Raw genomic sequence first — 22,264 nt, 5'->3', positions numbered from 1 at the left:
ATGTCCCTCACTGCGTGTTGCCGGATCGCCGCCTTTCGCGGGTCCGTTGGAAATGCTGCTCATGTCAGGTCGTGCCCAATGTCGGGGCGAGGTCCGATGCGAGGGCGGTCGCCCCGGCGTCTTCGATCTTCTCGCCGAGCGCCGATGCGACGACGCGTGCCGCCTCAGGGCCGCGCGCGAGGCTGTCGGCGATCGTCCCGCCGCGCACCACGACGATGCGGTCGGCGAGCTGGAGGATCTCGTCGAGTTCGGAGGAAACGAACCAGACGGCGAGCCCCCGCTCATGCGCCAGCGCGCGGATGAGGCGGTACATGTCGGCCTTGGTGCGGACATCGACGCCGCGTGTCGGCTCGTCGAGGATGACGAGCGACGGATTGGAGGCAAGGGCGCGGGCGAGCAGCACCTTCTGCTGGTTGCCGCCCGACAGCGTGCGGATCGGCACGTCGACGGTCTCGGCCTTGACGCCGATCTCGTCGGCGCTCGCCTGCGCGAAGGCGCGGCGCTTGCGGTCCGAGAAGAAGCCGAAGCTGCCGAAGCGGTCGAGCACGTTCGAGGTCAGGTTGAAGGAAATGTCGTGGCCGTAGAAGACGGAGGTGCGGCGCTCCTCGCTGATGAAGGCGATGCCGCCCTTGAGGGCATCGCGCGGCGAGGCGAAGCGCACGCGCCGGCCATTGAGGCTGACCGTGCCGCCGAGGAGCGGATCGGCGCCGATGATGGCGCGGATGATCTCGGTGCGGCCCGAGCCGACCAGACCGGCCATGCCGACGATCTCGCCGGCATGGATGTCGAAGGAGACATCCGAGAAGGCGAGGCCGCTCGCCTCGCGAACGGAAAGGACGGGCACCGCGTCGGCCTTGAGCGCGGGCCGCGATTCGGCCTCGCCGATATCGAGCGCCGCCTTCAGCCGTTCGCCGGCCATCAGCTGGATCGCCCGCGTCTTCGGCAGAGCCTCGACCGAGCCTTCGCCGACCTTTCGGCCGTCGCGCATCACGATCACCTCGTCGGCGATCTCGTAGACCTCGCCGAGGCGATGGCTGACGAGGACGACGGCGGTGCCGCGATCGCGCAGGCGCCGGACGATGTCGAACAGACGGTCGGTCTCTTTGCGCGTCAGGCTGGAATTGGGCTCGTCGAGGAAAAGGACATGCGGATCGGCAGCGAGCGCGCGGGCGATCTCGACCAGCTGCCGCTCGGCCGCGGAAAGGCCGGTGCAACGCCCGTCGAGATCGGGGAGGTCGTTCTCGAGGCCGAGGCTCGCGAGGAGGGCCTTCGCCTCGCCGACCAGCGCGCCGCCGCGATGGAGACCGCCGGCGGTCCGGCTGCCGAGCCGTGCGAGGAAGATGTTCTCCGCCACCGTCATCTGGGTGACGAGCTGCGGCTCCTGATGCACGACCGCGATGCCCATCGCCTTGGCGGCGAGCGAGCCGGCGAGGCGGACGGGCGTACCCGCCACGCGCACCTCGCCGCGATCGGGCTGGTGGACGCCGGAGCAGACGCGGATCAGCGTCGACTTGCCGGCGCCGTTCTCGCCCAGGAGCGCCGTCACCGCGCCGCGGCGAAAGCGCATGCTGACATCGGAGAGGGCATGGACCGAGCCGAAGCTCTTGTCGACCGAAACGACTTCGAGGGCGATGGGCATTTCGGTGGACATGGCTTCGACCCGGTCGATGCGTGTTGCGTCAGAGCTTCGGCACGGCGCCGAGCGGCTGCATTTCGGGGTCGAGCTTGTCGACGTTTTCCTTGGTCATGAACAGGCTGACCGCGGGCTGGAGAATCTCGGCAGGCTTCTGCTGCGCGACGATGTTGTTGAAGAGCGCGATGGCGACGTTGTAGCCTTGGCCGAACTCGTCCTGGCCGGTGGCGCCATACATGCTGCCATCACGGATCGCCGCGATGTTCTCCTTGGTGAAGTCGTAGCCGATCACCTTGACGCTGTCCTGCTTGCCGGCCGCCTTGACAGCCTGCGCGGCGCCGAACGGTCCGCCGGCCGTCGCATAGATGGCGACGAGATCGGGCGTCGAGGTGAGGAAGTCCTTGGCCGCGGCGAAGGTGGCGCCGGCCGAATCCTTGGCCTCGACGCCTTCGCCGATCACGGTGAGCTTGCTGCCCTGAAGGCCCTCGACGAAGCCCTTGCGGCGCTGCTCGGAGCCCGGCGCCGTGAACTGGCTGACGATGATGCCGACCTTGCCTTCCTTGTCGCCGACCGCCTTGATCAGCTCGGCGGCGGCGTTCTTGCCGGCCGCGACCTGGTCCTGCGCATAGTCGATGACGCCGCCGGCCTCTTCCACGCAGGGGAACAGCGTGTTGTAGGCGCCGAGCGAGATCTTCTTCTCGTCGGTCAGCTTCTTGACCAGCGCGCAGTTGCCCTCGCCGGCGATGAAGAAGCCGATGCCGTTATAGCCCTGCGTCGCGGCGGCGTTGATCGCCTGGTTGACGGTGGGGACGTCGATATTGGCGCCGCCGACGATCCACTTCACCTCGCCGCCGCGCGACTTCAGCACCTCGTTGGCAGTCTCGGCGCCCTTCTGGACGGCGACCCAGTAGGGATTGTTGGCGAAGCCGATGATGGCGATCTTCGCCTTGGTGCCCGCCTCGTTGGCGACCGGCTCCGGCCGGCCGGCGATCGGCGCCATGTCTTCGGCGAGCACGGCACTCGTGCCCGCGACGAGCGCGGCGGCCGAGGCGAGGGCCAGCATCGAGGCGCGCAGGCCAGAGGCATGCGTGCGGAACGAAACGGTCATGCGAATTCCTCCCGGATTGTGACGGCCTGCATCACCGCGCGCAAAGGCGCGTGACGGGCCGCAATTGGCGTTGGGGTGCCTGGCGGGACTCCGGCCCGATATGGGGGCGGCCTGCCTCCCGCAGGCGCCGATCCTGCGATCGGTTATGTACTCATACTACACAAATGCCGCGCATCAAGCCAACAAATAGGCTTCGGAACCCGAAATTAGTCGTCATATCGCTCATTCATGTTGCATATGAAGTCCGGAACGGTAATTTCACTACCGAATGGAGGTTCCCATGGCTGTACCCCCGACGTCCCATCGCATCGATCCGGCGACCGGCGTCCTCTCCTCTCCGACGGGCCGCTACGAGAAGCGGCTGGCCGAGCTCGCCGGTATCTATGCCGATGCCGACGCCTTCGCGGCGGCCCTCGCCGAGCGTGGCGACAGCATCGTCTATGCCGTGCACGAGGTGCGCCCGGCCGCGGCGCGCGGCGACCTGATCTTCGGCACGACCTTCATGGAGCCGGGCCGGATCGGCGACGAATTCTACGTGACGCGCGGGCATATCCACGCCCGCGCCAACCGGCCGGAGACCTATTACGGCGAGGCGGGCGAGGGGCTGATGCTGATGGAATCGCCAGAGGGCGAGACCAGCATCCTCGAGGTCCGGCCGCGCGTGATGGTCTATGTGCCGCCGCTCTGGATCCACCGCTCGGTGAACACCGGGTCGGCGCCGCTGGTCATGAGCTTCTGCTACCCCGCCGATGCCGGCCAGGACTATGGTCTCATCGCCCGCTCCGGCGGCATGGCGACCCGCATCCTCGCCGATGGAACCGGCTGGAAAGCCGTTCCGAACGCTGACTACCGGCCGCGCAGCGCGGCCGAGATCGACGCCATTCTCGCCACGCAGGACTGATCACAGCCGATGTCCATCTTCGACAGCCTTTCCGCCCATGCCGTGGTGCCGGTCATCGCCCTCGACGACCCGGCAGCCGCGCTGCCGCTCGCTGATGCGCTGATCGAGGGCGGCCTGCCCGTTGCGGAGATCACCTTCCGCACCCCGGCCGCCCGCGCCACCATCGAGGCCATCGCCAAGGCGCGGCCCGAAATGCTGATCGGCGCCGGGACGGTGCTGAGCGAGGCGCAGGTCGACGAGGCGCTGGACGCCGGTGCGCGCTTCGCGCTTTCGCCGGGCCTCGACCGCGAGGTGCTCGCGCATGCCGCCGCGCGGGGGCTGCCCTTTGCTCCCGGCATCATGACGCCGACCGATCTTCAGGCGGCGCTCCGGGCCGACTGCCGCATGGTGAAGTTCTTCCCCGCCATGCCGGCCGGCGGGCCGTCGATGCTGAAGAACATCGCCGCTCCCTATCTCCACACCGGTATCCGCTTCAACCCGACCGGCGGCGTCACGCTCGACAATCTCGCCGAATGGCTGGCGCTGAAGGAGGTGGCCGCCGTCGGCGGGACCTGGATCGCGACCCGCGCCGACATCGCGGCCGGCAATTTCGCGAGGATCGCCGAGAACGCGCGCGCGGCCGTCGCCCGCGTCGCCGCGGTCAGGGGGAAGTCATGAGCACCATTCCAGCTCTGGGCACCCTGTCCGCGCCCTATGCCCCCGCGACGCGGCCGACCTTCTATTTCATCGGCGTGACGACGGCGAAGTCCTCGATCATGAAGGTGTTCCCTGAATGGGCGCGCCATCTCGGGCTCGGCGATGTCGAGATGAAGGGCATCGATTTCGTGCCGCATGACGATCCCGCGCGCTATCGCGAGGCCGTCACCTTTCTGAAGAACGACCCGCTCTCGCTCGGCGCCCTCGTCACCACGCACAAGCTCGACCTCTACGATGCCTGCCGCGATCTCTTCGACGAGATCGACCCGCATGCCGCGCTGATGGCCGAGACGAGCTGCCTCTCCAAGCGGGGAGGGCGGCTCGTCTGCCATGCCAAGGACCCGATCTCCTCCGGCCTTTCGATCGACGGTTTCCTCGCGCCGGGCCATTTCGCCCGCACCGGCGCGGAGCTGTTCTCCATGGGCGCCGGCGGCTCGACCATCGCCATCACCTGGCACCTGATGCAGGCGAGCCGCGGCGCCGATCGCCCCTCGCGCATCGTCGTCTCGAACCGCTCGCAGGCCCGCCTCGACCATATCGCCGCCATCCACCGCAGGATCGGCGCCCACATCCCTGTGGAGTATCGCCTTGCGCCCGATCCAAGCGACAACGACGCGATCCTCGCCACGATGAAGCCCGGCAGCCTCGTCGTGAATGCGACCGGCCTCGGCAAGGACGCCCCCGGCTCGCCGCTCACGGATGCCGCGCGCTTTCCCGAGGAGGCGGTCGTCTGGGAGCTCAACTATCGCGGCGAGCTCGTCTTCCTCGATCAGGCCCGCGCGCAGGAAAAGGCGCGCCGCCTGCAGGTCGAGGATGGCTGGACCTATTTCATCCATGGCTGGACACAGGTGATCGCCGAGGTGTTCGACATCGAGATCCCGACCTCGGGTCCCGAATTCGACGCCATCGCGGCCATCGCCGCCAGGGCGACGGGGCGCGGCTGATGGACCGCATTCTCGTCACGCCCCGCTCGCTCTCGCGTGGCGGCCATCCGGCGCTGCGCATGCTGGAGCAAGCCGGCTACAGCCTCGTGATGCCCGCGCCCGGCTCGCTGCCGGACGAGGAGACGCTGATGGCGGCGCTGCCCGGCTGCGTCGGCTGGCTGGCCGGCGTGGAGCCGGTCAGCGAGCGCGTCCTCGACGCCGCCGATCGCCTGCGCGTTATCAGCCGCAACGGCACCGGCGTCGACAATCTGCCGCTCCGCGCGCTGGAGACGCGGGGCATCGAACTGCGCCGCGCCGAGGCGACCAATGCCCGCGGCGTCGCCGAACTGGCGCTCGCGCTGACGCTTTCGGGCCTCCGCCAGATCGTCTGGACGCATGAGGGCATGCGCAATGGCGGCTGGCCGCGCCTCATGGGCCGCGAGATGTGCGACGCGACGGTCGGCATCGTCGGGCTCGGCGCCGTCGGCGCGACGCTGGCGCAGCTCTGCCTCGATCTCGGCGCGCGCGTGCGCGGCTATGATCCCTTCGCCAATGCCGACCGCGTGACGCATCGGAATTTCACCCGCGTCGACCTCGACGAGGCCATCGCCGGCGTCGATGCCGTCTCGCTGCACGCGCCGATGCCGGAGGACGGCCGCCCGCTGCTGACCGCCGGCCGCATCGCCGCGATGGCGCCGGGAACGGTGCTCGTCAACACCGCCCGCGCCGGCCTCGTCGACGAGACGGCGCTGCTCGCGGCGCTCGAGAGCGGGCGTGTCGCCTGCTATGCTACCGATGTCTTCGACAAGGAGCCGCCCGATCCCTCGCCCCTTCTGGCGCATCCGCGGGTTGTGCTCACGAGCCATATCGGCGGTTTCACCGACGCCTCCGTCGAGCGCTGCACCGTCCGGGCGGTCGCCAATCTCATCGACGCGCTTGGCCGGAACGCGCAGACCGATGCGCATTGAGCGGAGGCCCGGCTTCCCGAAGCCCGGCGAGCCGGGCCTGTTCTGGCTCGGACAGGCCGGCTTCTGGATCGAGACCGGCCGGCACCGGATCCTGATCGATCCCTATCTCTCCGACAGCCTCGCCCGGAAATATGCGGGTCGTGCCAACGACCACCGCCGCATGATGCCGCCGCCGGTCGCGGTGGCCGACCTGCCGCGGCCGGACCTCGTTCTGGTCACGCATGCGCATACCGACCATATGGACGGCGAGACGCTGCGGCCCCTGGCCGAGCGCCATCCCGGCCTTCCCTTCATCGTTCCGGCGGCGAAGCTCGCCACTGCCCGAGAGCGGATCGGCAGCGATGCGCTGCTTCTCCCCGCCGAGGCCGATACGCGCATCGAGCCGGTCCCGGGCATCGCGGTCACGGTATTCCCGGCCGCGCATGAGACGCGCGAGCGCGACGCGGATGGGCGCGATCTCTTCCTCGGCTACGGCATCGAGGCGGAAGGCCTCAGTGTCTATCATTCCGGCGACACCATACCGTTCGACGGTCTCGCAGAGCGCCTTGCGCGCTTCGCGCCCGATATCGCGCTTCTGCCCGTGAACGGCCGCGATGCCGAAAGGCTCGCCGCCGGCATTCCGGGCAACATGACGCTCGGCGAGGCGATCGACTGCGCGCGGCAGGCCGGCGCCGCCTTCCTGGTGCCGCACCATTTCGGCCTGTTCGCCTTCAACACCATCGACGAATCCGTCATCGACGGCGCCTCGAAGGCGATCTCGTCGCCGGCGATCGCGAAACCCGTCGCCGGCGAGACCCTTGCCGTCCTGCTGGACGGGTGATCGGCCGCGCTACGACCGCTCGCCGAAGCCCTCGAACACGTTCGCGCGCAGATAGTCCATGTTCATCGTGATGCCGAGCCCCGGGGCGCGGCTCAAGTGGATGCGGCCGCCGCTGTTGTCGAGCGGCGTCTCGATGATCGGGTCGTAATGCGAGAGGTCGCAGTCGCTCGTCTCGATGCGATAGAAGTTCGGCACCGTCATCATGACATGCGCGCCGGCGGTGACGTTGATCGGGCCGCTGGCGTCATGGGGGCTGATCGGCACGTAATAGGCCTCGGCCAAAGTCGCGATCTTCTTCAGTTCGCTGATGCCGCCGGTCCAGGTGACGTCGGGCATCAGATAGTCGGCGAGTTCGTTCTCGAGGATCGGAATGCACTCCCAACGGGTGTGCAGCCGCTCGCCGACGGAGATCGCGGCCGACACCTTCTCACGCACCTGGCGCAGCGCGTGATAGCTCTCGACCGGCACCGGCTCCTCGAACCAGTCGATCTGGCCCGCCTCCTCGAGCGAGCGGCAGAGCCGGACCGCCGTCGGCACGTCGAAGCGGCCATGCGCGTCGATCAGGATCTCGACCTCGGGGCCGGCGGTCTGGCGGATCAGCTCGGTGAGCTCGGCCGCCTCGCGCTCGCCCTTCTTGGAGAGATAGCCGTCGAGATAGCCGTGCGGCTCGCTCGCGCGCTGCTCATAGGTCGGGAAGGGGTCGAACTTGATGCCGGTATGGCCGGAATCGGTGATGCGCTTGATCTCGGCGATCACCCCTTCCTTCGAGGTGAACTTCGACTGGTCGGGATGGGTGTAGATGAGGACGTCGTCGCGCACCGCGCCGCCGAGGAGTTCATAGATCGGAACGCCCCGCAGCTTGCCGACGATGTCCCACAGCGCGATGTCGATGCCGCTCACCACATGCGAGGCGGCGCCGCGCGAGCCCATATAGGTGAAGGAGCGGAAGATCTTGTGCCAGATCTGCTCGATGCGCGTCGGGTCGTCGCCGACGATGAGGTCGTTGAGCTGACGCAGGATGGCGGCGACGGCGCGGTTGGCCGGCTTCGTCGTGGTGGTGATCTCGCCCCAGCCCGAGATGCCCTCGTCGGTTCTCACTTCGACGAAGAGGAACTCGCCCCAGTAGACGCGGTCCACCTTCACGAGCCAGGGGATGACCTCGGTAATCTTCATTTCCGTCCCTTTTGCCTTGCCGGGCCGCGCTTCGCCCCATGGCGGCGCGGCCGCTTTCGATTGTCCGTCAGCCGCGCACGGCGCCCGTGACGAGCCCCTTCACGAGGAGGCCCTGGGCGAACCATACGAAGATCAGCGTCGGGATGACCATCATAACGCCGGCTGCCGACATGGCGCCCCAGTCGATGCCGAATTGCGACACGAAATTGGTGAGCCCGACCGGCAGCGTCTGAGCCGCTTCCGAGGAGGACAGCGTCAGGGCGAGCAGGAGGTCGTTCCAGGTGAAGAGGAAGGTGATGACCGCGGTCGCGCCGATGCCGGGGGCGATCAGCGGCGAGACGATCTGTACGATGATGCGGAGCGTGCTCGCGCCGTCCATCTGCGCCGATTCCTCGATCTCCTTGGGCAGGTCCTGGATGAAGCCCATCAGCAGCCAGATCGCGACGGGAAGCTTCGAGGCGGTATGCGCGAGCACGAGCGCCGTCAGCGTATCGAGCAGGCCGATCGAGGCGAACACCGCGAAGAGCGGGATGGCGAGCGCCACGACCGGGATCATGCGCATGATGAGCAGGATGCTGACCACGACCTTGGCGCCGGGCAGGTTGAACCGCGCCATGGCATAGGCGCAGGGCACGGCGCAGAGGATCACGAGAACCACCGTCGCCACCGAGACGATGACGGTGTTCCAGAGATAGTTGTCGAGGCCGTACTGGCTGAAGACGGCGACATACTGGTTGAAGGTGACCGATTCCGGCAGCACCCGCACCGGCACCGCGAAGATGTCGGCCGAGCTTCTGAGCGAGGTCAGCACCAGCCAGATCAGCGGGAAGATGGTGAGGAGGACGGTGCCGATCAGCACCAGGTAGCGGATCACGAGGCCCGCCGTGATGCCTTCGCGCAGCGCCGGGCGGCCGCGCCGCCGGCGGAGAGGGGAAGCGGTGGCGGATGCGGTCATGAGGTCCTCCTCAGTCTGCGCCGCAGCCATGGCAGCCCGTAAAGGAGCGCCAGGAAGATCAGCGACATGAACAGCGCGATATAGGAGACGGCCGAGGCATGGCCGAAGGACGCGCTCTGGAACGCCAGCAGATAGGCGTTGACGGTGACGAGGTTGGTGGCGCCGCCCGGACCGCCCTGCGTCATCAGCCAGATGACGTCGAAGGTGCGGAACGTGTCGATGATGCGGAGCATCAGCACGATCATGATCACCGGCCGCAGCAGCGGCAGCGTGATGTGCCAGAAGATGCCCCAGGACGAGGCGCCGTCGACCTGCGCCGCCTCGATCGGCTCCTGCGGCAGCGACTGCAGGCCGGCGAGGAAAAGCAGCACGAGGAGCGGCGTGTTCTGCCAGATATCGGCGATCATCACCGAGACGAGCGCCCAGTTCGGGTCGGACAGCCACGGCGCCTCGGGCAGGCCGAGGAAGCGGAGCACCGCGTTGACGAGCCCGTACTGGCCGTTGAACAGCCAGCGGAAATTGAGGCCGACCACCGCCGGGGCGATCATCGGCGGCACGAGCAGCAGCGTGCGGGCGAGCTTCAACCCGCGCAGCTTGCCGTTGACAAGCACGGCGACGCCGATGCCGGCCACGACCTCGATGGCGATCGTGACGAAGGAAAAGATCAGCTGGACGCGCAGCGTCTGCTGGAAGCCGAGGCTGTTGAACGTGTCGCGATAGTTGGAGAGCCCTACGAAATACTGAGACGGCGAGGCGAGATCCCACCGGTAGAAGCTCATCACGAAGGAATAGCCCAGCGGATAGATCAGGATCGCGATCATCGCGATCAGCGCCGGACTGGCGAGCAGGTAACCCTTCTGCCAGCTCGGCGCCAGCGACGAACCTCGCCGCTGGCGCCCCGCCGGCCTTGCGGCCGTGGTCATGCTAGTTATAGGCCCCGGCCTGCGTCATGATCTGCAGGGCTTCGGCGGCGGCCTGGTTGAGCGCCTCCTCGGGCGTCTGCTGGTTGCTGAGCGCGCGCTCGATGGTCGAGAACATCAGCGTGCACACGCGGGAGAAGCCGGGCAGCTTCGGCCATTCCTTGCCGGTGGCGATGGTCTGCTCGAGCTGCGCAAGCCACTCGGCCTTGGCGCCGGTCGCTTCCGAGACGACCTGCTTGGCGACCGAGAGGCGGCTCGGGAAGTTCGAGTATTCGTTGAAGTTCAGCAGCTGGGCCTCGGGGCTCACCGTATACTTGATGAACTCGACGGCCGGCGGCTTGCGCTTCGACATGCTGTTGAGCGCCATGGCATGCGAGATGGCGCAGGAGATCGCGGTCTTGTTGCGCACATAGGGCGCCGTCGACCACTTGCCGACCACCTTCGACGTCTCGGGATTGGCGAGTGTCGCGAAGGCGCCCGGCCAGTCGAACGTGTCCATCACCGCCCCGGAGGAGAACTGCGTCGAGTTCTCGTTCCACTGGTAGGAGACCGCGTCCGGCGGCACGACCTTCCACTTCTGGATGAGGTCGCGGTAATAGGTCAGCGCCTCGATGCCGGGAGCGGCGTTGAAGGACGGCTTGCCCTGGTCGTCGACCCAGTCGCCGCCCGCCTGCCACAGATAGTCGGAGAAGGTGCGCTGCGCCGGATCGCCCTGGCCGGGGACGACGAGGCCGTAATAGCCGTTGCCGGTCAGCTTCTGGCTGACATTGACGAGGTCCTCCCAGGTGACCGCCGCCTTCAGCCCGTGCTCGGCATAGACGTCGGAGCGGTAATACTGGGTGCGCGCATCCATGTTGCGCGGAATCGCCGCGAGGTTCTTCGTCTTCGGGTCGACGAGGTAGTCGATGCCGACCTGATAGAAGTCCTTCAGTTCGTCGGCGGTGAAATACTCGTTCAGCGCCCCGAAATAGTTGAAGAAGGAGTCGATCTGCGCGGTATGCGTGCTGAATACGTCATAGAGCGGGCTTCTCGCGGCGCCGAGCGTGACGATCTTGGTGGTGAGCGGCGTGAACTCGAGCAGGTCGTACTTGACCTTGATGCCGGTCTTGGCGGTGAAGTCAGCGACGACCTTCTCCCAGTATTTGGGATAGAGCGGGCCGCCGGTGATGAGCAGGGCGCGGATCTCGTCGGCGTTCTGCGCCTGAGCGATATAGGGCGCCGCGAGGGTCGAGCCGCCGATGACGGCGGCGCTTCCCCCGAGGAATCCACGCCTCGTAAGCCTGATGGACATCGTAACCTCCCTTTTTTCGGTTCGTTGGCATCGCCCGCAGCCGTCCAGCTCCTCCGCGACGGCTCCGGGAAATTCTCAGGGTGCCGGGCGACCCGGCCACGGCGGTCGCTCCGAACCGCATGCGGAAATCGGCCGTGACGGATCCGCGGCGGCATGGCGCCCGGAACGGGATTTGGCCGGAAGCGGCGCAGGCGGTCGCGAACGCTGGATGCAGCGTCGGAACATCGGCGAAACGGGCATTGCTCCTCCCCACGGCCGGGACGGCCGGTGCGAGCTTCGGACCACGCTGTGTGCAGCGCTTATATGCTTATCGACTTGTCCGATAAGATGATGCTACTATCGCCTCGCATGCAGGTCAAGCACGCTGCCGTTCTTTGCCTGACCGAGCCTGTGGCGCCGGGGTTCCGGTCTTTCGCGGCAGCGAAACGGGTTTGGCGAGGCCGATAGGCGCATTCGCCGCGCGGCGGAGGGTTGTGGAGCGCGTCAGTCTCAGTCATCAAGAATGGAGCGGGCCCCCGGCGGTCGGGCCGCCCGCCGGACAAGCGACGGGGTGGCGGCGATGACATCGCCGGCAGTGGGGCCTGGAATCGACGGAGTGCCGCGTCGCGGCATGGTGCGGATTGCGCCGACTCCCGCCATGATGCGTCTCTCTCCGTTCGCGCGAGTCGAGGGGGCGCCACGACGGTGCAGATGAAGGTCCAGCTCCGCACGCTGCCGACGCAGGTCGCCGGCGTTCTCATCCGCCGCATCGCGAGCGATGCGTTCACGGACGGGCTGGTGCCGTCGGAGCAGCAGATTTCGGTCGAGTTCGGCGTGTCGCGGGCCGTCGCGCGCGAGGCGCTGAAGATCCTGAGTTCCCTCGACATGGTGGAGATCGCGCAGGGGCGCCGCGTCACCATCCGCCCGATCGCCGAATGGGACTATCTGAGCCCGCTTCTCATCGAATGGCTGCCGCAGGAGCAGGTGCACGACCTGCTCGTCGAACTGCATCACGCGCGGCTGATCTTCGAGCCGGCCATCGCCGGAGAAGCGGCGCGGCGGCTGACCGAGGCCGATCTCAAGCGGCTCGGCGCCATCCTCGCCGCCATGGGGGGCCACGAACGCGAGCCCGACGTCTATGTCGAGCTCGACTTCGACTTCCACATGGAAATCTGCCGCGCGACGCGCAACCGCATTCTCGACCGCTTCATGTACTCCTCGCGCTGGTGGCAGCTGGCGAGCCGCCGCGTGTCGAACCAGGCGCCGGACGCGCTGCCGACCGCGACGCGCCAGCACCGCGCCATCTACGAGGCGCTGGCGGCGCGCGATGCCGCCGCCGCCGAGACGGCGATGCGCATCCATCTCGAAGTGACGCTGAAGGCGATCGCCGAACTCGACCTCGATATCGTCGACCGGGGCTGAGACAGGCCGGGCCTATCCCGCCAGGCGCCTTTCCCAATGGGTGCCTTTCCGAACGGGTGTCGAAGACAGTCATGGATGGCCGCGACGAGCGCGGCCATGACGGATTTCCGCGTCGATGCAGCCGCCGTATGCGGGGCCTCGCCCGAAAAGCACGCTGCGTTTGTCCAAACTGACTTGTCAGATGAGCGGATAACCGTATAAAAGAACAAGGAGACGAGGCGGCCGCCTCAATGGCCGTCCGGACTTGGGAGGAAGAGAATGCAATATCGCCGTCTGGGCGGATCGCCGGTCGAGGTGTCGGAAATCGGCCTCGGCACCTGGGGCATGTCGGGATCGTTCTGGGGCGCGGCCGACGACGCCGAATCGATCCGCGTCATCCATCGCGCCCTCGATCTCGGCGTCACGCTGATCGACACGGCCGAGGCCTATGGCGCCGGCCATTCCGAGGAGGTCCTCGGCGAGGCTCTGGTCGGCCGCCGCGACAAGGCGGTGATCGCGACCAAGGTTGCCCCGAACCATCTCGACCCGGCCGACGTCCTCGCCGCCTTCGAAGGGTCGCTGAAGCGCCTCAAGACCGATTACATCGACGTCTATTTCATCCACTGGCCGCATCCCGACTATCCGATCGGCGACACGATGGGCGCGCTCGAGAAGCTGCGCGGCGAGGGCAAGATCCGCGCGATCGGCGTCTCCAATTTCGGCATCAAGCAGATCGAGGAGGCGAACCAGCATGGCACGATCGACGTGCTGCAGCCGCCCTACAACATGCTCTGGCGCGAGGTCGAGGCGGAGATCCTGCCCTATTGCCGCGAGCACGCCATCGGCATCATTCCCTATAGCGGCCTCGCGCAGGGGCTCCTGACCGGCACGCTTCGTCCCGATACCGAATTCGCCGAGGGCGACGAGCGGCGGACGACCGTGCTCTTCCAGCCGGGCACCTACGAGAAGGCGCTGGCGGCGGTCGAGGGCCTCCGCCCGATCGCGGCCAAATATGGCAAGACGATCCCGCAGCTCGCGGTGCAGTGGCTGACCAGCCGCCCCGGCGTCAGCTCGCCGCTGCTCGGCGCGCGCACGGTGCGCGAGATCGAGGAGAATGCCGGCAGCGTCGGCTGGACCATCTCCCCGGAAGATGTCGCTGCGATGGAGGCGCTGACCGCGCCGGTCTGGGCCGAGATCGCGTCCAAGGGCGACATGTTCGGCTATTGGACCCGTCATCACCGCCCGCGCGCACAGAAGTAGCGCCGGGCGACCCGGAATCCCCGCGCGTCCGCCTTCTCCTCCTCCGCGCCAGTGCCCCGGCGCGGAGCCCTCCTCCACGAGGGCGGCGCGCGGGGTGACCGCCCACCGGGGCGGCGCCTCGCGCCGCTTCGCGACATTCAGGGTTTCCGCGCAGCCGATGACGTGGCGCGGCCGACCATCCAGCATGCGCCGAGACGCGTCCGGGCAGGAATGATCGCCGCGGGTGCCGCGCCACCGATCAGACGAGGGAGAGAGTTTCCATGAAGATCACCGACATCAAGACCGCCGTGGTCGCCTATCACGGCCACGCCACGCTGGTCCGCATCGACACCGACGAGGGGATCTACGGCATCGGCGAGGCCAATCCGGATGCCGGCGCCGCGGCGATCGTCGGGCTGATCTCCGAGCTGAAGCACGAGCTGATCGGCGAGGATCCGCGCAATGTCGAATATTGCTGGGACAAGCTGCGCCGTGCGCACATCTTCTCCGGTGCGCAGTCGGGCGTGTTCCTGATCGCGCTGTCGGGCATCGAGATCGCGCTCTGGGACCTCGCGGCGAAGGCGGCCGGCCAGCCGCTCTACCGCATGATGGGCGGCAAGTATCGCGACAAGATCCGCCTCTATGCCGATTGCGGCGATGGCGACGAGAAGTCCGGCTCGCCGGCCGGCTGCGCCGCGCGCGCGAAGCGCATGGTCGCCGAGGGCTTCACCGCGCTGAAGTTCGACATCGACAATCTGAACCATCCCGCCAAGTTCGACCGGATGAACCATACGGCGAACAATGCCGAGATCCGCACCATGGTCGAGCGCGTGCAGGCGGTTCGCGAGGCGATCGGCCCCGATATCGACCTCTGCATCGACCTGCATGGCCGCTACGACGTGCCGAGCGCCTGCCGCATCGCCTGGGAGATGGAGCCCTTCAACCTGCTCTGGCTCGAGGAGCCGATCCCGGCCGAGAATGTCGACGCGCTCCGCCAGATCCGCTCGCGCAGCCGCACGCCGATCTGCATCGGCGAGAACCTCTACATGCGCTGGGGCTTCCGCGAGATGATGCAGCAGCAGGTCGCGGACGTGATCATGCCCGACGTGCCGAAATGCGGCGGCCTCGCCGAGAGCAAGAAGATCGCCAATCTCGCCGAGATCTACTACCTGCCCTTCGCGCCGCATCTCGTCTCGACGCCGATCGGCACCATGGCGACCGCGCAGACCTGCGCCGTCGTGCCGAATTTCCTCGTGCTCGAATGGCATGCGCTGGAAGAGCGTGAGGCCTGGGACAGCTATGTGAAGCTGCCGAACGGCGCCAAGTCGATCGTCGAGGACGGCCACATCGTCATCCCCGACACCCCCGGCATCGGCGTCGAGCTCGACATGGACGGCGTGCGCCGCCATGCCGTCCCCGGCTTCGGCATCTTCGCCTGAGGCAAGGCTCCAAGTCGAGAGACCGGGGCCGCGACGCGGGCCCGGCTCTTCCGAAGGGCTCGGACAAGGGGCGAGGGTTCCCATGGGCAAGCGCATCGTCTTCACGGGCGGCAGCGGCAAGGCCGGCCGCTTCGTCATCCCCAATCTCGTCGCCAGGGGCTACGAGATACTCAATCTCGATCTCGTGCCGCTGGACTTCCCCGGCGTCGAGACGATGATCGTCGATCTCTCGGACAGCGGCGAGGCGTTCAACGCCCTTTCGAGCCATTTCGGCTTCCCCGAATACTTCTCGGGCAAGGGCAGGGCGCCGATCGACGCGGTCGTGCATTTCGCGGCGATCCCCCGAATCTTCGCGCGGCCGGACAACGCGATGTTCCGCACCAACGTCCTCTCGACCTACAACGTGATCGAGGCCGCCACGAAGCTCGGCATCCGCAAGATCGTCACCGCCTCCAGCGAGACAGTCTACGGCATCTGTTTCGCCGAGGGCGACCGGGACTTTGCGAGCTTCCCGGTCGACGAGGAGAGCGATGCCGATCCGACCGACAGCTATGGCCTGTCCAAGATCGTCGGCGAGAAGATCGCCCGCTCCTTCGCCTCGCGCAGCGGCGCCGACATCTATGCGCTGCGCATCGGCGCGGTGACGGCGCCGGAGGACTACAAGCGCTTCGCCGCCAATCTCGCCGATCCGCTGTCGCGCAAGCGCGACGCCTGGAGCTATATCGACGTCACCGACCTCGCCGAGATCGTGCATCGCTGCATCGAGACGGACGGGCTCGGCTTCCAGGTGTTCAACGCCACCAACGATCGCATCATCGCCAACGAGCCGACCGAGGAATTTCTGGCCAAGCATCAGCCGCAGACGCCGCTGACCCGGCCGCTGCCCGGCCATGAGGCGCCGCTCTCCAACCGCAAGGCGCGCGAACTCCTCGGTTTCCGCGAGGCGGGCGACTGGCGCCGCTTCGTGCCGACGAGCTGACCGGACGGCGCTTGCCTCGAGGCGGCGGCGCGGTCCATCCTGCGCGGCGAAGGCCTGGCCGTGGAGGCGCGGGCCACGCGCCTTGGAGGATCGGATGATTGCGATCGGGTGTCTCGCGCCGATCATTCTCGGCGTCGGCGGTGTTCTCGTCGGCAATGCGTTCGCCGGCAGCGCCGGCGCGATCTGGGGCGGCGTCGCCGGGCTCTTCGGCGGCGGTCTCATCCTCGGCGGGGTTGGCTGGGTCGCGAGGCAGATGAAGGAATGACGTTCCGGCCGCATGGCCGGCATCGCCGCCTTCCGCCCTTCATCCCCGCGCTGCTTCGTGCCATATCTCGCGCCGTCCGCGGCCGAGCCCCAGCATCCCCCCGCGCCGGGACCAACAGCTGAGGAGTTTCGATTGTCCGGCACGGATCTTTTTCCCGGCGCGTCCTTTGCCGCGCTCCTGTTCGACATGGACGGAACGCTCCTGTCCTCGATCGAAGCGGCGGAGCGGATCTGGTCGCGCTGGGCGGCCCGTCACGGGCTCGATGTCGAGACCTTCCTGCCGACGATCCATGGCAAGCGCGCGGTCGAGACGATCGCCGAGCTCGGCCTTCCCGGTGTCGATGCCGTCCGCGAGGCGCATGAACTGACGCTCGCCGAGATGGACGACATGGGCGGCATCCGCGCCATCGACGGCGCGGTCGATTTCCTCGCCGGACTGCCTGGCCATCGCTGGGCGATCGTGACCTCGGCGCCCCGCCCCCTCGCGCTTCGCCGCCTCGCGGCAGCCGGCGTGCCGGTGCCGGAACTGCTGATCACGGCCGACGACGTCGTGAACGGCAAGCCGCAGCCGGACTGCTATCTCCTCGCCGCGAGCCGTCTCGGCGTCGATATCGCCGCTTGCCTCGTAGTCGAGGACGCGCCGGCCGGCATCGCCGCCGGCGAGGCGTCGGGCGCGCGCGTCCTCGTGGTGGCGGCGACGCATCGCGAGGAAATGGCGACGCCGCATCCGGTCATCGGCACCTATGCCGAACTCGTCGTGGCGCTCGACGGCGACGGGGTGCGGGTGCATCGCGCGCCTGCGGCCTGAGGCCAGCCAGGCCATCGCCGCAGCACGGCGGCACCGACGCCTTTCTGCTTCCGACGCCGCGCACGACGGCCAATCGGCGCCGCGCGCCGGCCGGCGCATCCGTTCGGCCATCCAGCCGCGACGCCCTCGCTTGTGTCTCCTCGGTTTTGTCCGGCGGGAGTATCGTCGGCTGTCGCATCCTCCCCCGCCAACGCCGGAGAGTACGGCCAGAGATGTTCCCGGCCTCTTCCGCGGAACCGCCTTCTCCGGTCGCGGTTCGAGAGGATGGGCGCGGCAGATCGCGGCCGCGACGATCGAAGGAGTGCGTCATGATCAAGGGCATGGGCGGGGCGGTCGCCGCCGCCGTGACGAAGCGAACGCGGGCCGCGCGGAAGCGGTCGGTCTCGCTGCTGCCGCTGGTGGTGGCGGCGTCGTTCGCCGGGCTCGCCGCCTATAATCATGTCCGCGCCCGGCAGGCGGTGCTCCGCGCGCTGCGCGGCCGGCTCATGCATGTCGGCGCGGTGCGCCTGCATGTCCTCGACGAAGGCGTGGGCATGCCGCTCGTGCTCCTGCATGGCAATGGCTCGGCCGCCGAGGATTTCGTCGCGAGCGGCCTCATCGGGGCGGCATCGGGGCGCTACCGCGTGCTCGCTTTCGACCGGCCCGGTTTCGGCGCGAGTTCCCGTCCGCGCGGCCCGATCTGGACGCCGGCCGCGCAGGCGGATCTCATCCATGCGGCGCTTCGGCAACTCGGCATCGAGCGCTATCTCGTGCTCGGCCATTCTTTCGGCGCATCCGTCGCGCTCGAATGTGCGCTGCGCCATCCGGAGGCGGTCGCGGGCGTCATCGCCGTCTCGGGCTACTATTTTCCGAAGCCCCGCCCGGCGCTTGCGTTCGCGTCGCTCCCGGCCGTTCCCATCCTCGGCACCATCGCGCGCTATACGGTCCTTCCCCTTCTCGCGCGGAAGACCTGGCCGCTGGTGCTGGAGAAGATGTTCCGCCCCGCGCCGATCGCGCCACGCTTCTCGGCCTCGCTGCGCGAGCTCGCCTGCGGTCCGGAGGGGCTGCGCTCGGTCGCGGCCGAGTCGGCGCTCCTGATCGCCGCCTCGGCCATGGTGCCGGACTACAGCCGCATCACGGCGCCGGTCGGCATCCTCGCAGGCGACGCCGACGATCTCATCGATGCCGCCGAGCAGGCCGGGCTGCTCAAGGCCGCCATTCCCGGCGCCCTGGTCGACATCGTCCCGCATGCCGGGCATATGGTGCAGCAGACGGCGCCGGACGCCGTCCTCGCCATGATCGACCGCATCGAGACCGCGCGCCGCGCCGCCTGAGCGCCTTCACCAGGGAACCGATCCGTCGCGGGCGTCGCGCCGTATAAGGCGCGAAAAGAGGGCCGGATGACCGCCCGCCGCCATCTGTCATGGGCCGCGACGCGCGTCCGTGATGGTGCGGCCCGGCGCGAATCATGCCCTATTCGGCGCGGCGGTCCCGGCACGGACGGCCGGAATCCCACACGAGGCCACGGCATGACATTTCCTTCCTCCGAGCAGACCAGCCCGACCGCGCGGCCGTCCCGAGCGGCCGGACGCCGCCTGGCGCGCGCCGCGCTCGCCGCGGCCGCGCTGGCGCTGCTCGCGGGATGCGCGTCGGTGCCTCTTTCCTCGGGGGCCGGCCTCACCTCGACGGCACGGCTCGGCCAGGAGAGCGGCAGCTTCGGCAAGACGCGCAGCTTCGCCGACAAGCAGGCCCTTGCGGCCGCCCGAACGGTCCGCATCGTGCCGACCACGCTGTCGGCGCAGGCGGCGAGCCGCGTTCCCAAGGCGGCGGACCGGGTGCTCGTCTCCAACGCCATCGACCGCGCCACCTGCATCGCACTCAGCGACCGGTTCGAGATCGTGGCGGGCAACCAGCCGGCCGATCTTTCCGTGCACAGCATCGTCGCGGACATCGTGCCGACCGACAAGGTGCTGGCGGGCGCGTCGGTCGCGGTCTCGCTGGGCAGCAGCTTCGTGCTGCCGGTTGGCGCGCCGCGCCTGCCGCTCGGCCTCGGCGGGCTGTCGATGGAAGGCGAGGCCCTCGACCGGTCCGGCCAGCAGGTCGCCGCGCTGGTCTGGGCCAAGGGCGCCAATTCGCTCACCACCAAGCCGCGCGTCTCCGATGTCGGCGACGCCTATGCGCTCGCCTCGTCCTATGGCGGCGCGCTCGCGACGCTGCTCGCCAAGGGCACGCCGCCGCCGGACGTCAACATCGCCATTCCCTCCGGCCAGCGGGTGCAGTCCTTCCTGGGCGGCAAGCCGAAATATGCCGCCTGCGACGCCTTCGGCCGCCAGGCCGGCATTCCCGGCTTCGTCAGCGGTATGGTGGGCGCCCCGCCGGAATGGACGGATCCCTCCGCCCGCGCCCCCGCTCCCGCGCCCGCGCGATAGAACGGGATCGCGCGCCCCGGCCCTGTGCGACGGAGCGCACTACTTGACGGAACCGCGCGCCCGGTCGGACCTTGAGAGGGATGATCCGGTGAGGGCGATGATGCATCCGATCGAGCGTGTCTCCGTCTGGGAGACCGTGACCCGCCGACGGCGGCTGACCAATGTCGAGGAAGCCGCGCGATGGCTGCTGGAGAGGTGGCCGACCGGCACGGTCAAGCCGCGCAGCTACGGCAAGGCACTGCGCACCTGTCTCGACGTCCTGAACGGCAAGGCTTCGCCCGCCAGCGCCCGCGAAGCGCTGGTCAAGGTCGCCGACGACGCCGGTATTCTCGACCAGGCATGAGCCTGCGGGCAGCACCGATGATTCTTGCAGAGAGCCGCAAAATGTTGCATCCATGCCGGCGGCGACAGGCATCCGGCCGTCGCGCTGCGAATGGCGGGTTGGACGATCATGCGGCTTCGCGTCGGCATCGTGGGTTGCGGCAATATAGCGGAGACCTATCTGCGCAACGCCAGGATGTTCCCGGGCGTCGAGCTGACGGCCTGCGCCGATCTCGTTCCCGAGGCGGCGACGCGGCGGGCTGACACCTATGGATTGCGCGCCCTTGCGGTCGATGAGCTGATCCGCTCGGACGAGGTCGATCTCGTCCTCAATCTCACCATCCCGGCCGCGCATTTCGACATTTCCTCGGCCGCGCTCGCCGCCGGCAAGCACGTCTTCACCGAAAAGCCGCTCTCGGTCTCCTTCGACGAGGGTCGGCGACTGGTCGATATGGCGGAAGCGCACGGGCTCGCGCTCGGCTGCGCGCCGGACACCTTTCTCGGCGCGGCCGGCCGCATGGCGCGGCGGCTCATGGACGAGGGCGCCATCGGTCGCGTGGTGACGGGGACGGCCTTCATGATGTCGCGCGGCATGGAGCACTGGCACCCCAATCCGCAGTTCTACTACCAGCCCGGCGCCGGTCCGGTGCTCGACATGGGCCCCTATTACCTGACGATGCTCGCGACCCTGCTCGGTCCGGCGCGGCGCGTGACGGCGATCGCGACGACGGGCGAGGCCGAGCGGCTCATCACCGCGCCCGGCCCGACATCCGGCACCCGCTTCTCGGTCGGAACGCCGACCACGGTCCATGCCGCGCTAGAATTCGCGAGCGGCGCCGTGGTCGCCGTCGGCATGAGCTGGGACGTGTTCCGGCATGGCAACCATCCGATCGAGCTGCACGGCACCGAAGGGTCGCTTCGCCTTCCCGACCCCGACACCTTCGGCGGCACGGTGGCGCTCAGCGAACGCGGTGGCGACTGGCGCGAGATGCCGACGGACCAGTTGCTCAACGGGCGACACAACTGGCCCTTCGACAAGCCGGATCGCGCCAACTACCGCATGCTCGGCGTCGCCGATCTCGCCGCCTCGCTCGCCGGGAAGCGCGCGTCGCGCGCGTCGGGCAAGCTGGCGCTGCATGTGCTCGAGATCATGGAGGCGATCCTTTTGTCCGCCGCGGAAGGCAAGCCGCGTCCTCTCACCACCACGATCGACCGCCCGCCGGCCCTCTCCGAGGCCGAGGCCGCGGCGCTGCAGGCCGCCTGAGGACCATTATGAGTGACATCGCGACCTATCCGAGCCTCAGGAACCGCACCGTGCTCGTTACCGGCGGCGGCGGCGGCATCGGCGCCTCCATCGTCCGCCATTTCGTCGCCCAGGGCTCGAAGGTCGGCTTCCTCGACATCGACGAGACGGGCTCGAGGGCCCTGGTCGCCGAACTGGAAGGCGAGGGGACCGTTCATTTCGAGCCTTGCGACATCACCGATATCGAAGCGCTGCGCGCCGCGATCGGCCGCGTCCGCGAGCATCTCGGGCCGATCACCATCCTCATCAACAACGCCGCCCATGACGAGCGCCACGCCATCGAGGACGTGACGCCGGACTATTGGGACCAGCGCCTCGCGGTCAATCTCAAGCACCAGTTCTTCGCGGCGCAAGCCGTGATGGGCGACATGAAGGCGGCAGGCGGCGGCGCCATCGTCAATATCGGCTCCAATTCCTGGATGCAGTCGCGCGGCGGCATGCCGGGCTACACGACGGCGAAATCGGCGATCGTCGGGCTGACGCGCAGTCTCGCGCGCGATCTCGGGCCGTTCAACATCCGCGTCTGCTCGGTCGTGCCCGGCTGGATCATGACGGAGCGGCAGGTCAGCCTCTATCTGACGCCGGCGGGCGTCGCCGACCTGATGCAGGGCCAGTGCCTCAAGCGGCCGCTGCAGGTCGAGGACATCGCGCGGCCGGTGCTGTTCTTCGCCTCCGACGAGGCGTCCGCCTGCACCAACCAGTCCTATGTCATCGACGGCGGCTGGGTCTGACGCC

At 68.3% G+C, this 22,264-nt stretch carries 22 protein-coding genes; 16 read left to right on the top strand and 6 right to left on the bottom strand.

The features are described 5' to 3' along the window. Nucleotides 1-64 precede the first annotated feature (64 nt). Nucleotides 65-1,651, bottom strand: coding sequence for a sugar ABC transporter ATP-binding protein (locus tag QO015_RS09010; RefSeq protein WP_266279945.1), 1,587 nt, complete (start codon nt 1,649-1,651; stop codon nt 65-67). 28 nt (nt 1,652-1,679) lie between these two features. Beyond that, nucleotides 1,680-2,741: a sugar ABC transporter substrate-binding protein gene (locus QO015_RS09005; protein WP_266279947.1), complete on the bottom strand. Its 1,062-nt coding sequence runs from the start codon at nt 2,739-2,741 to the stop codon at nt 1,680-1,682. A 280-nt stretch (nt 2,742-3,021) separates the two neighbouring features. Here QO015_RS09005 and QO015_RS09000 point away from each other — a divergent pair, with 280 nt between their 5' ends. Genes QO015_RS09000 through QO015_RS08980 form a run of 5 tightly spaced genes read left to right on the top strand, consistent with a single transcriptional unit; the run spans nt 3,022 to nt 7,049 of the window. Further along, the gene (locus tag QO015_RS09000; protein WP_266279948.1) at nt 3,022-3,642 is read left to right on the top strand and encodes a glucose-6-phosphate isomerase family protein; all 621 of its coding nucleotides are present in this window, start codon (nt 3,022-3,024) and stop codon (nt 3,640-3,642) included. A gap of 9 nt (nt 3,643-3,651) precedes the next feature. Beyond that, a complete protein-coding gene (locus QO015_RS08995) occupies nt 3,652-4,299 on the top strand; it encodes a bifunctional 4-hydroxy-2-oxoglutarate aldolase/2-dehydro-3-deoxy-phosphogluconate aldolase (protein ID WP_266279950.1) in 648 nt (215 codons plus the stop codon). Next, complete coding sequence (locus QO015_RS08990) at nt 4,296-5,282, top strand: shikimate dehydrogenase family protein (RefSeq protein WP_266279952.1); 987 nt, start codon at nt 4,296-4,298, stop codon at nt 5,280-5,282. Before QO015_RS08995 ends, QO015_RS08990 begins: the two co-directional genes overlap by 4 nt. Further along, nucleotides 5,282-6,229: a phosphoglycerate dehydrogenase gene (locus QO015_RS08985; RefSeq protein WP_266279953.1), complete on the top strand. Its 948-nt coding sequence runs from the start codon at nt 5,282-5,284 to the stop codon at nt 6,227-6,229. Before QO015_RS08990 ends, QO015_RS08985 begins: the two co-directional genes overlap by 1 nt. Next, the gene (locus QO015_RS08980; RefSeq protein ID WP_266279955.1) at nt 6,219-7,049 is read left to right on the top strand and encodes an MBL fold metallo-hydrolase; all 831 of its coding nucleotides are present in this window, start codon (nt 6,219-6,221) and stop codon (nt 7,047-7,049) included. Before QO015_RS08985 ends, QO015_RS08980 begins: the two co-directional genes overlap by 11 nt. A 9-nt stretch (nt 7,050-7,058) precedes the next feature. Here QO015_RS08980 and QO015_RS08975 read toward each other — a convergent pair whose 3' ends face one another. The 4 genes from QO015_RS08975 to QO015_RS08960 all read right to left on the bottom strand — a co-directional run bounded on the left by QO015_RS08975 (nt 7,059) and on the right by QO015_RS08960 (nt 11,388). After that, on the bottom strand, nt 7,059-8,222 hold the full coding sequence (locus QO015_RS08975; protein ID WP_266279956.1) for a mandelate racemase/muconate lactonizing enzyme family protein: 1,164 nt from the start codon (nt 8,220-8,222) through the stop codon (nt 7,059-7,061). Between the two features lie 67 nt (nt 8,223-8,289). Beyond that, complete coding sequence (locus tag QO015_RS08970; protein ID WP_266279957.1) at nt 8,290-9,177, bottom strand: carbohydrate ABC transporter permease; 888 nt, start codon at nt 9,175-9,177, stop codon at nt 8,290-8,292. Beyond that, complete coding sequence (locus QO015_RS08965) at nt 9,174-10,100, bottom strand: carbohydrate ABC transporter permease (RefSeq protein ID WP_266279959.1); 927 nt, start codon at nt 10,098-10,100, stop codon at nt 9,174-9,176. Before QO015_RS08965 ends, QO015_RS08970 begins: the two co-directional genes overlap by 4 nt. A gap of 1 nt (nt 10,101) precedes the next feature. After that, on the bottom strand, nt 10,102-11,388 hold the full coding sequence (locus tag QO015_RS08960) for an ABC transporter substrate-binding protein (RefSeq protein ID WP_266279961.1): 1,287 nt from the start codon (nt 11,386-11,388) through the stop codon (nt 10,102-10,104). 690 nt (nt 11,389-12,078) lie between these two features. Here QO015_RS08960 and QO015_RS08955 point away from each other — a divergent pair. The 11 genes from QO015_RS08955 (at nt 12,079) to QO015_RS08905 (ending at nt 22,260) form a co-directional block, all read left to right on the top strand. Further along, nucleotides 12,079-12,789, top strand: a complete 711-nt coding sequence (locus tag QO015_RS08955; protein WP_266279963.1) for a FadR/GntR family transcriptional regulator — start codon at nt 12,079-12,081, stop codon at nt 12,787-12,789. Between the two features lie 258 nt (nt 12,790-13,047). Further along, a complete protein-coding gene (locus QO015_RS08950) occupies nt 13,048-14,028 on the top strand; it encodes an aldo/keto reductase (RefSeq protein WP_266279964.1) in 981 nt (326 codons plus the stop codon). A gap of 260 nt (nt 14,029-14,288) precedes the next feature. Further along, entirely contained in the window at nt 14,289-15,446 is a 1,158-nt protein-coding gene (locus QO015_RS08945) for a mandelate racemase/muconate lactonizing enzyme family protein (RefSeq protein WP_266279966.1), read from the top strand. A gap of 82 nt (nt 15,447-15,528) precedes the next feature. After that, the gene (locus QO015_RS08940) at nt 15,529-16,425 is read left to right on the top strand and encodes an NAD-dependent epimerase/dehydratase family protein (protein ID WP_266279968.1); all 897 of its coding nucleotides are present in this window, start codon (nt 15,529-15,531) and stop codon (nt 16,423-16,425) included. Nucleotides 16,426-16,519: 94 nt separating this feature from the next. Continuing rightward, nucleotides 16,520-16,690, top strand: a complete 171-nt coding sequence (locus tag QO015_RS08935) for a hypothetical protein (RefSeq protein WP_266279969.1) — start codon at nt 16,520-16,522, stop codon at nt 16,688-16,690. Between the two features lie 132 nt (nt 16,691-16,822). Next, nucleotides 16,823-17,497 carry an HAD family hydrolase gene (locus QO015_RS08930; protein WP_266279970.1) on the top strand — a complete coding sequence of 225 codons (675 nt, stop codon included), beginning with the start codon at nt 16,823-16,825 and terminating at the stop codon, nt 17,495-17,497. 308 nt (nt 17,498-17,805) lie between these two features. Next, the gene (locus tag QO015_RS08925) at nt 17,806-18,810 is read left to right on the top strand and encodes an alpha/beta fold hydrolase (protein ID WP_266279971.1); all 1,005 of its coding nucleotides are present in this window, start codon (nt 17,806-17,808) and stop codon (nt 18,808-18,810) included. A gap of 195 nt (nt 18,811-19,005) precedes the next feature. After that, on the top strand, nt 19,006-19,905 hold the full coding sequence (locus tag QO015_RS08920; RefSeq protein WP_266279972.1) for a DUF3313 domain-containing protein: 900 nt from the start codon (nt 19,006-19,008) through the stop codon (nt 19,903-19,905). A gap of 97 nt (nt 19,906-20,002) precedes the next feature. Beyond that, nucleotides 20,003-20,248: a DUF982 domain-containing protein gene (locus QO015_RS08915; RefSeq protein WP_266282394.1), complete on the top strand. Its 246-nt coding sequence runs from the start codon at nt 20,003-20,005 to the stop codon at nt 20,246-20,248. A 90-nt stretch (nt 20,249-20,338) separates the two neighbouring features. Beyond that, entirely contained in the window at nt 20,339-21,490 is a 1,152-nt protein-coding gene (locus QO015_RS08910; protein WP_266279973.1) for a Gfo/Idh/MocA family protein, read from the top strand. An 8-nt stretch (nt 21,491-21,498) separates the two neighbouring features. Continuing rightward, nucleotides 21,499-22,260, top strand: coding sequence for an SDR family NAD(P)-dependent oxidoreductase (locus QO015_RS08905; protein ID WP_266279975.1), 762 nt, complete (start codon nt 21,499-21,501; stop codon nt 22,258-22,260). Nucleotides 22,261-22,264 lie beyond the last annotated feature (4 nt).

This window comes from Kaistia geumhonensis (genome assembly GCF_030815145.1).
Taxonomy (GTDB): Bacteria; Pseudomonadota; Alphaproteobacteria; order Rhizobiales; family Kaistiaceae; genus Kaistia; species Kaistia geumhonensis.
This window is presented reverse-complemented; position numbering and strand designations above follow the sequence as displayed.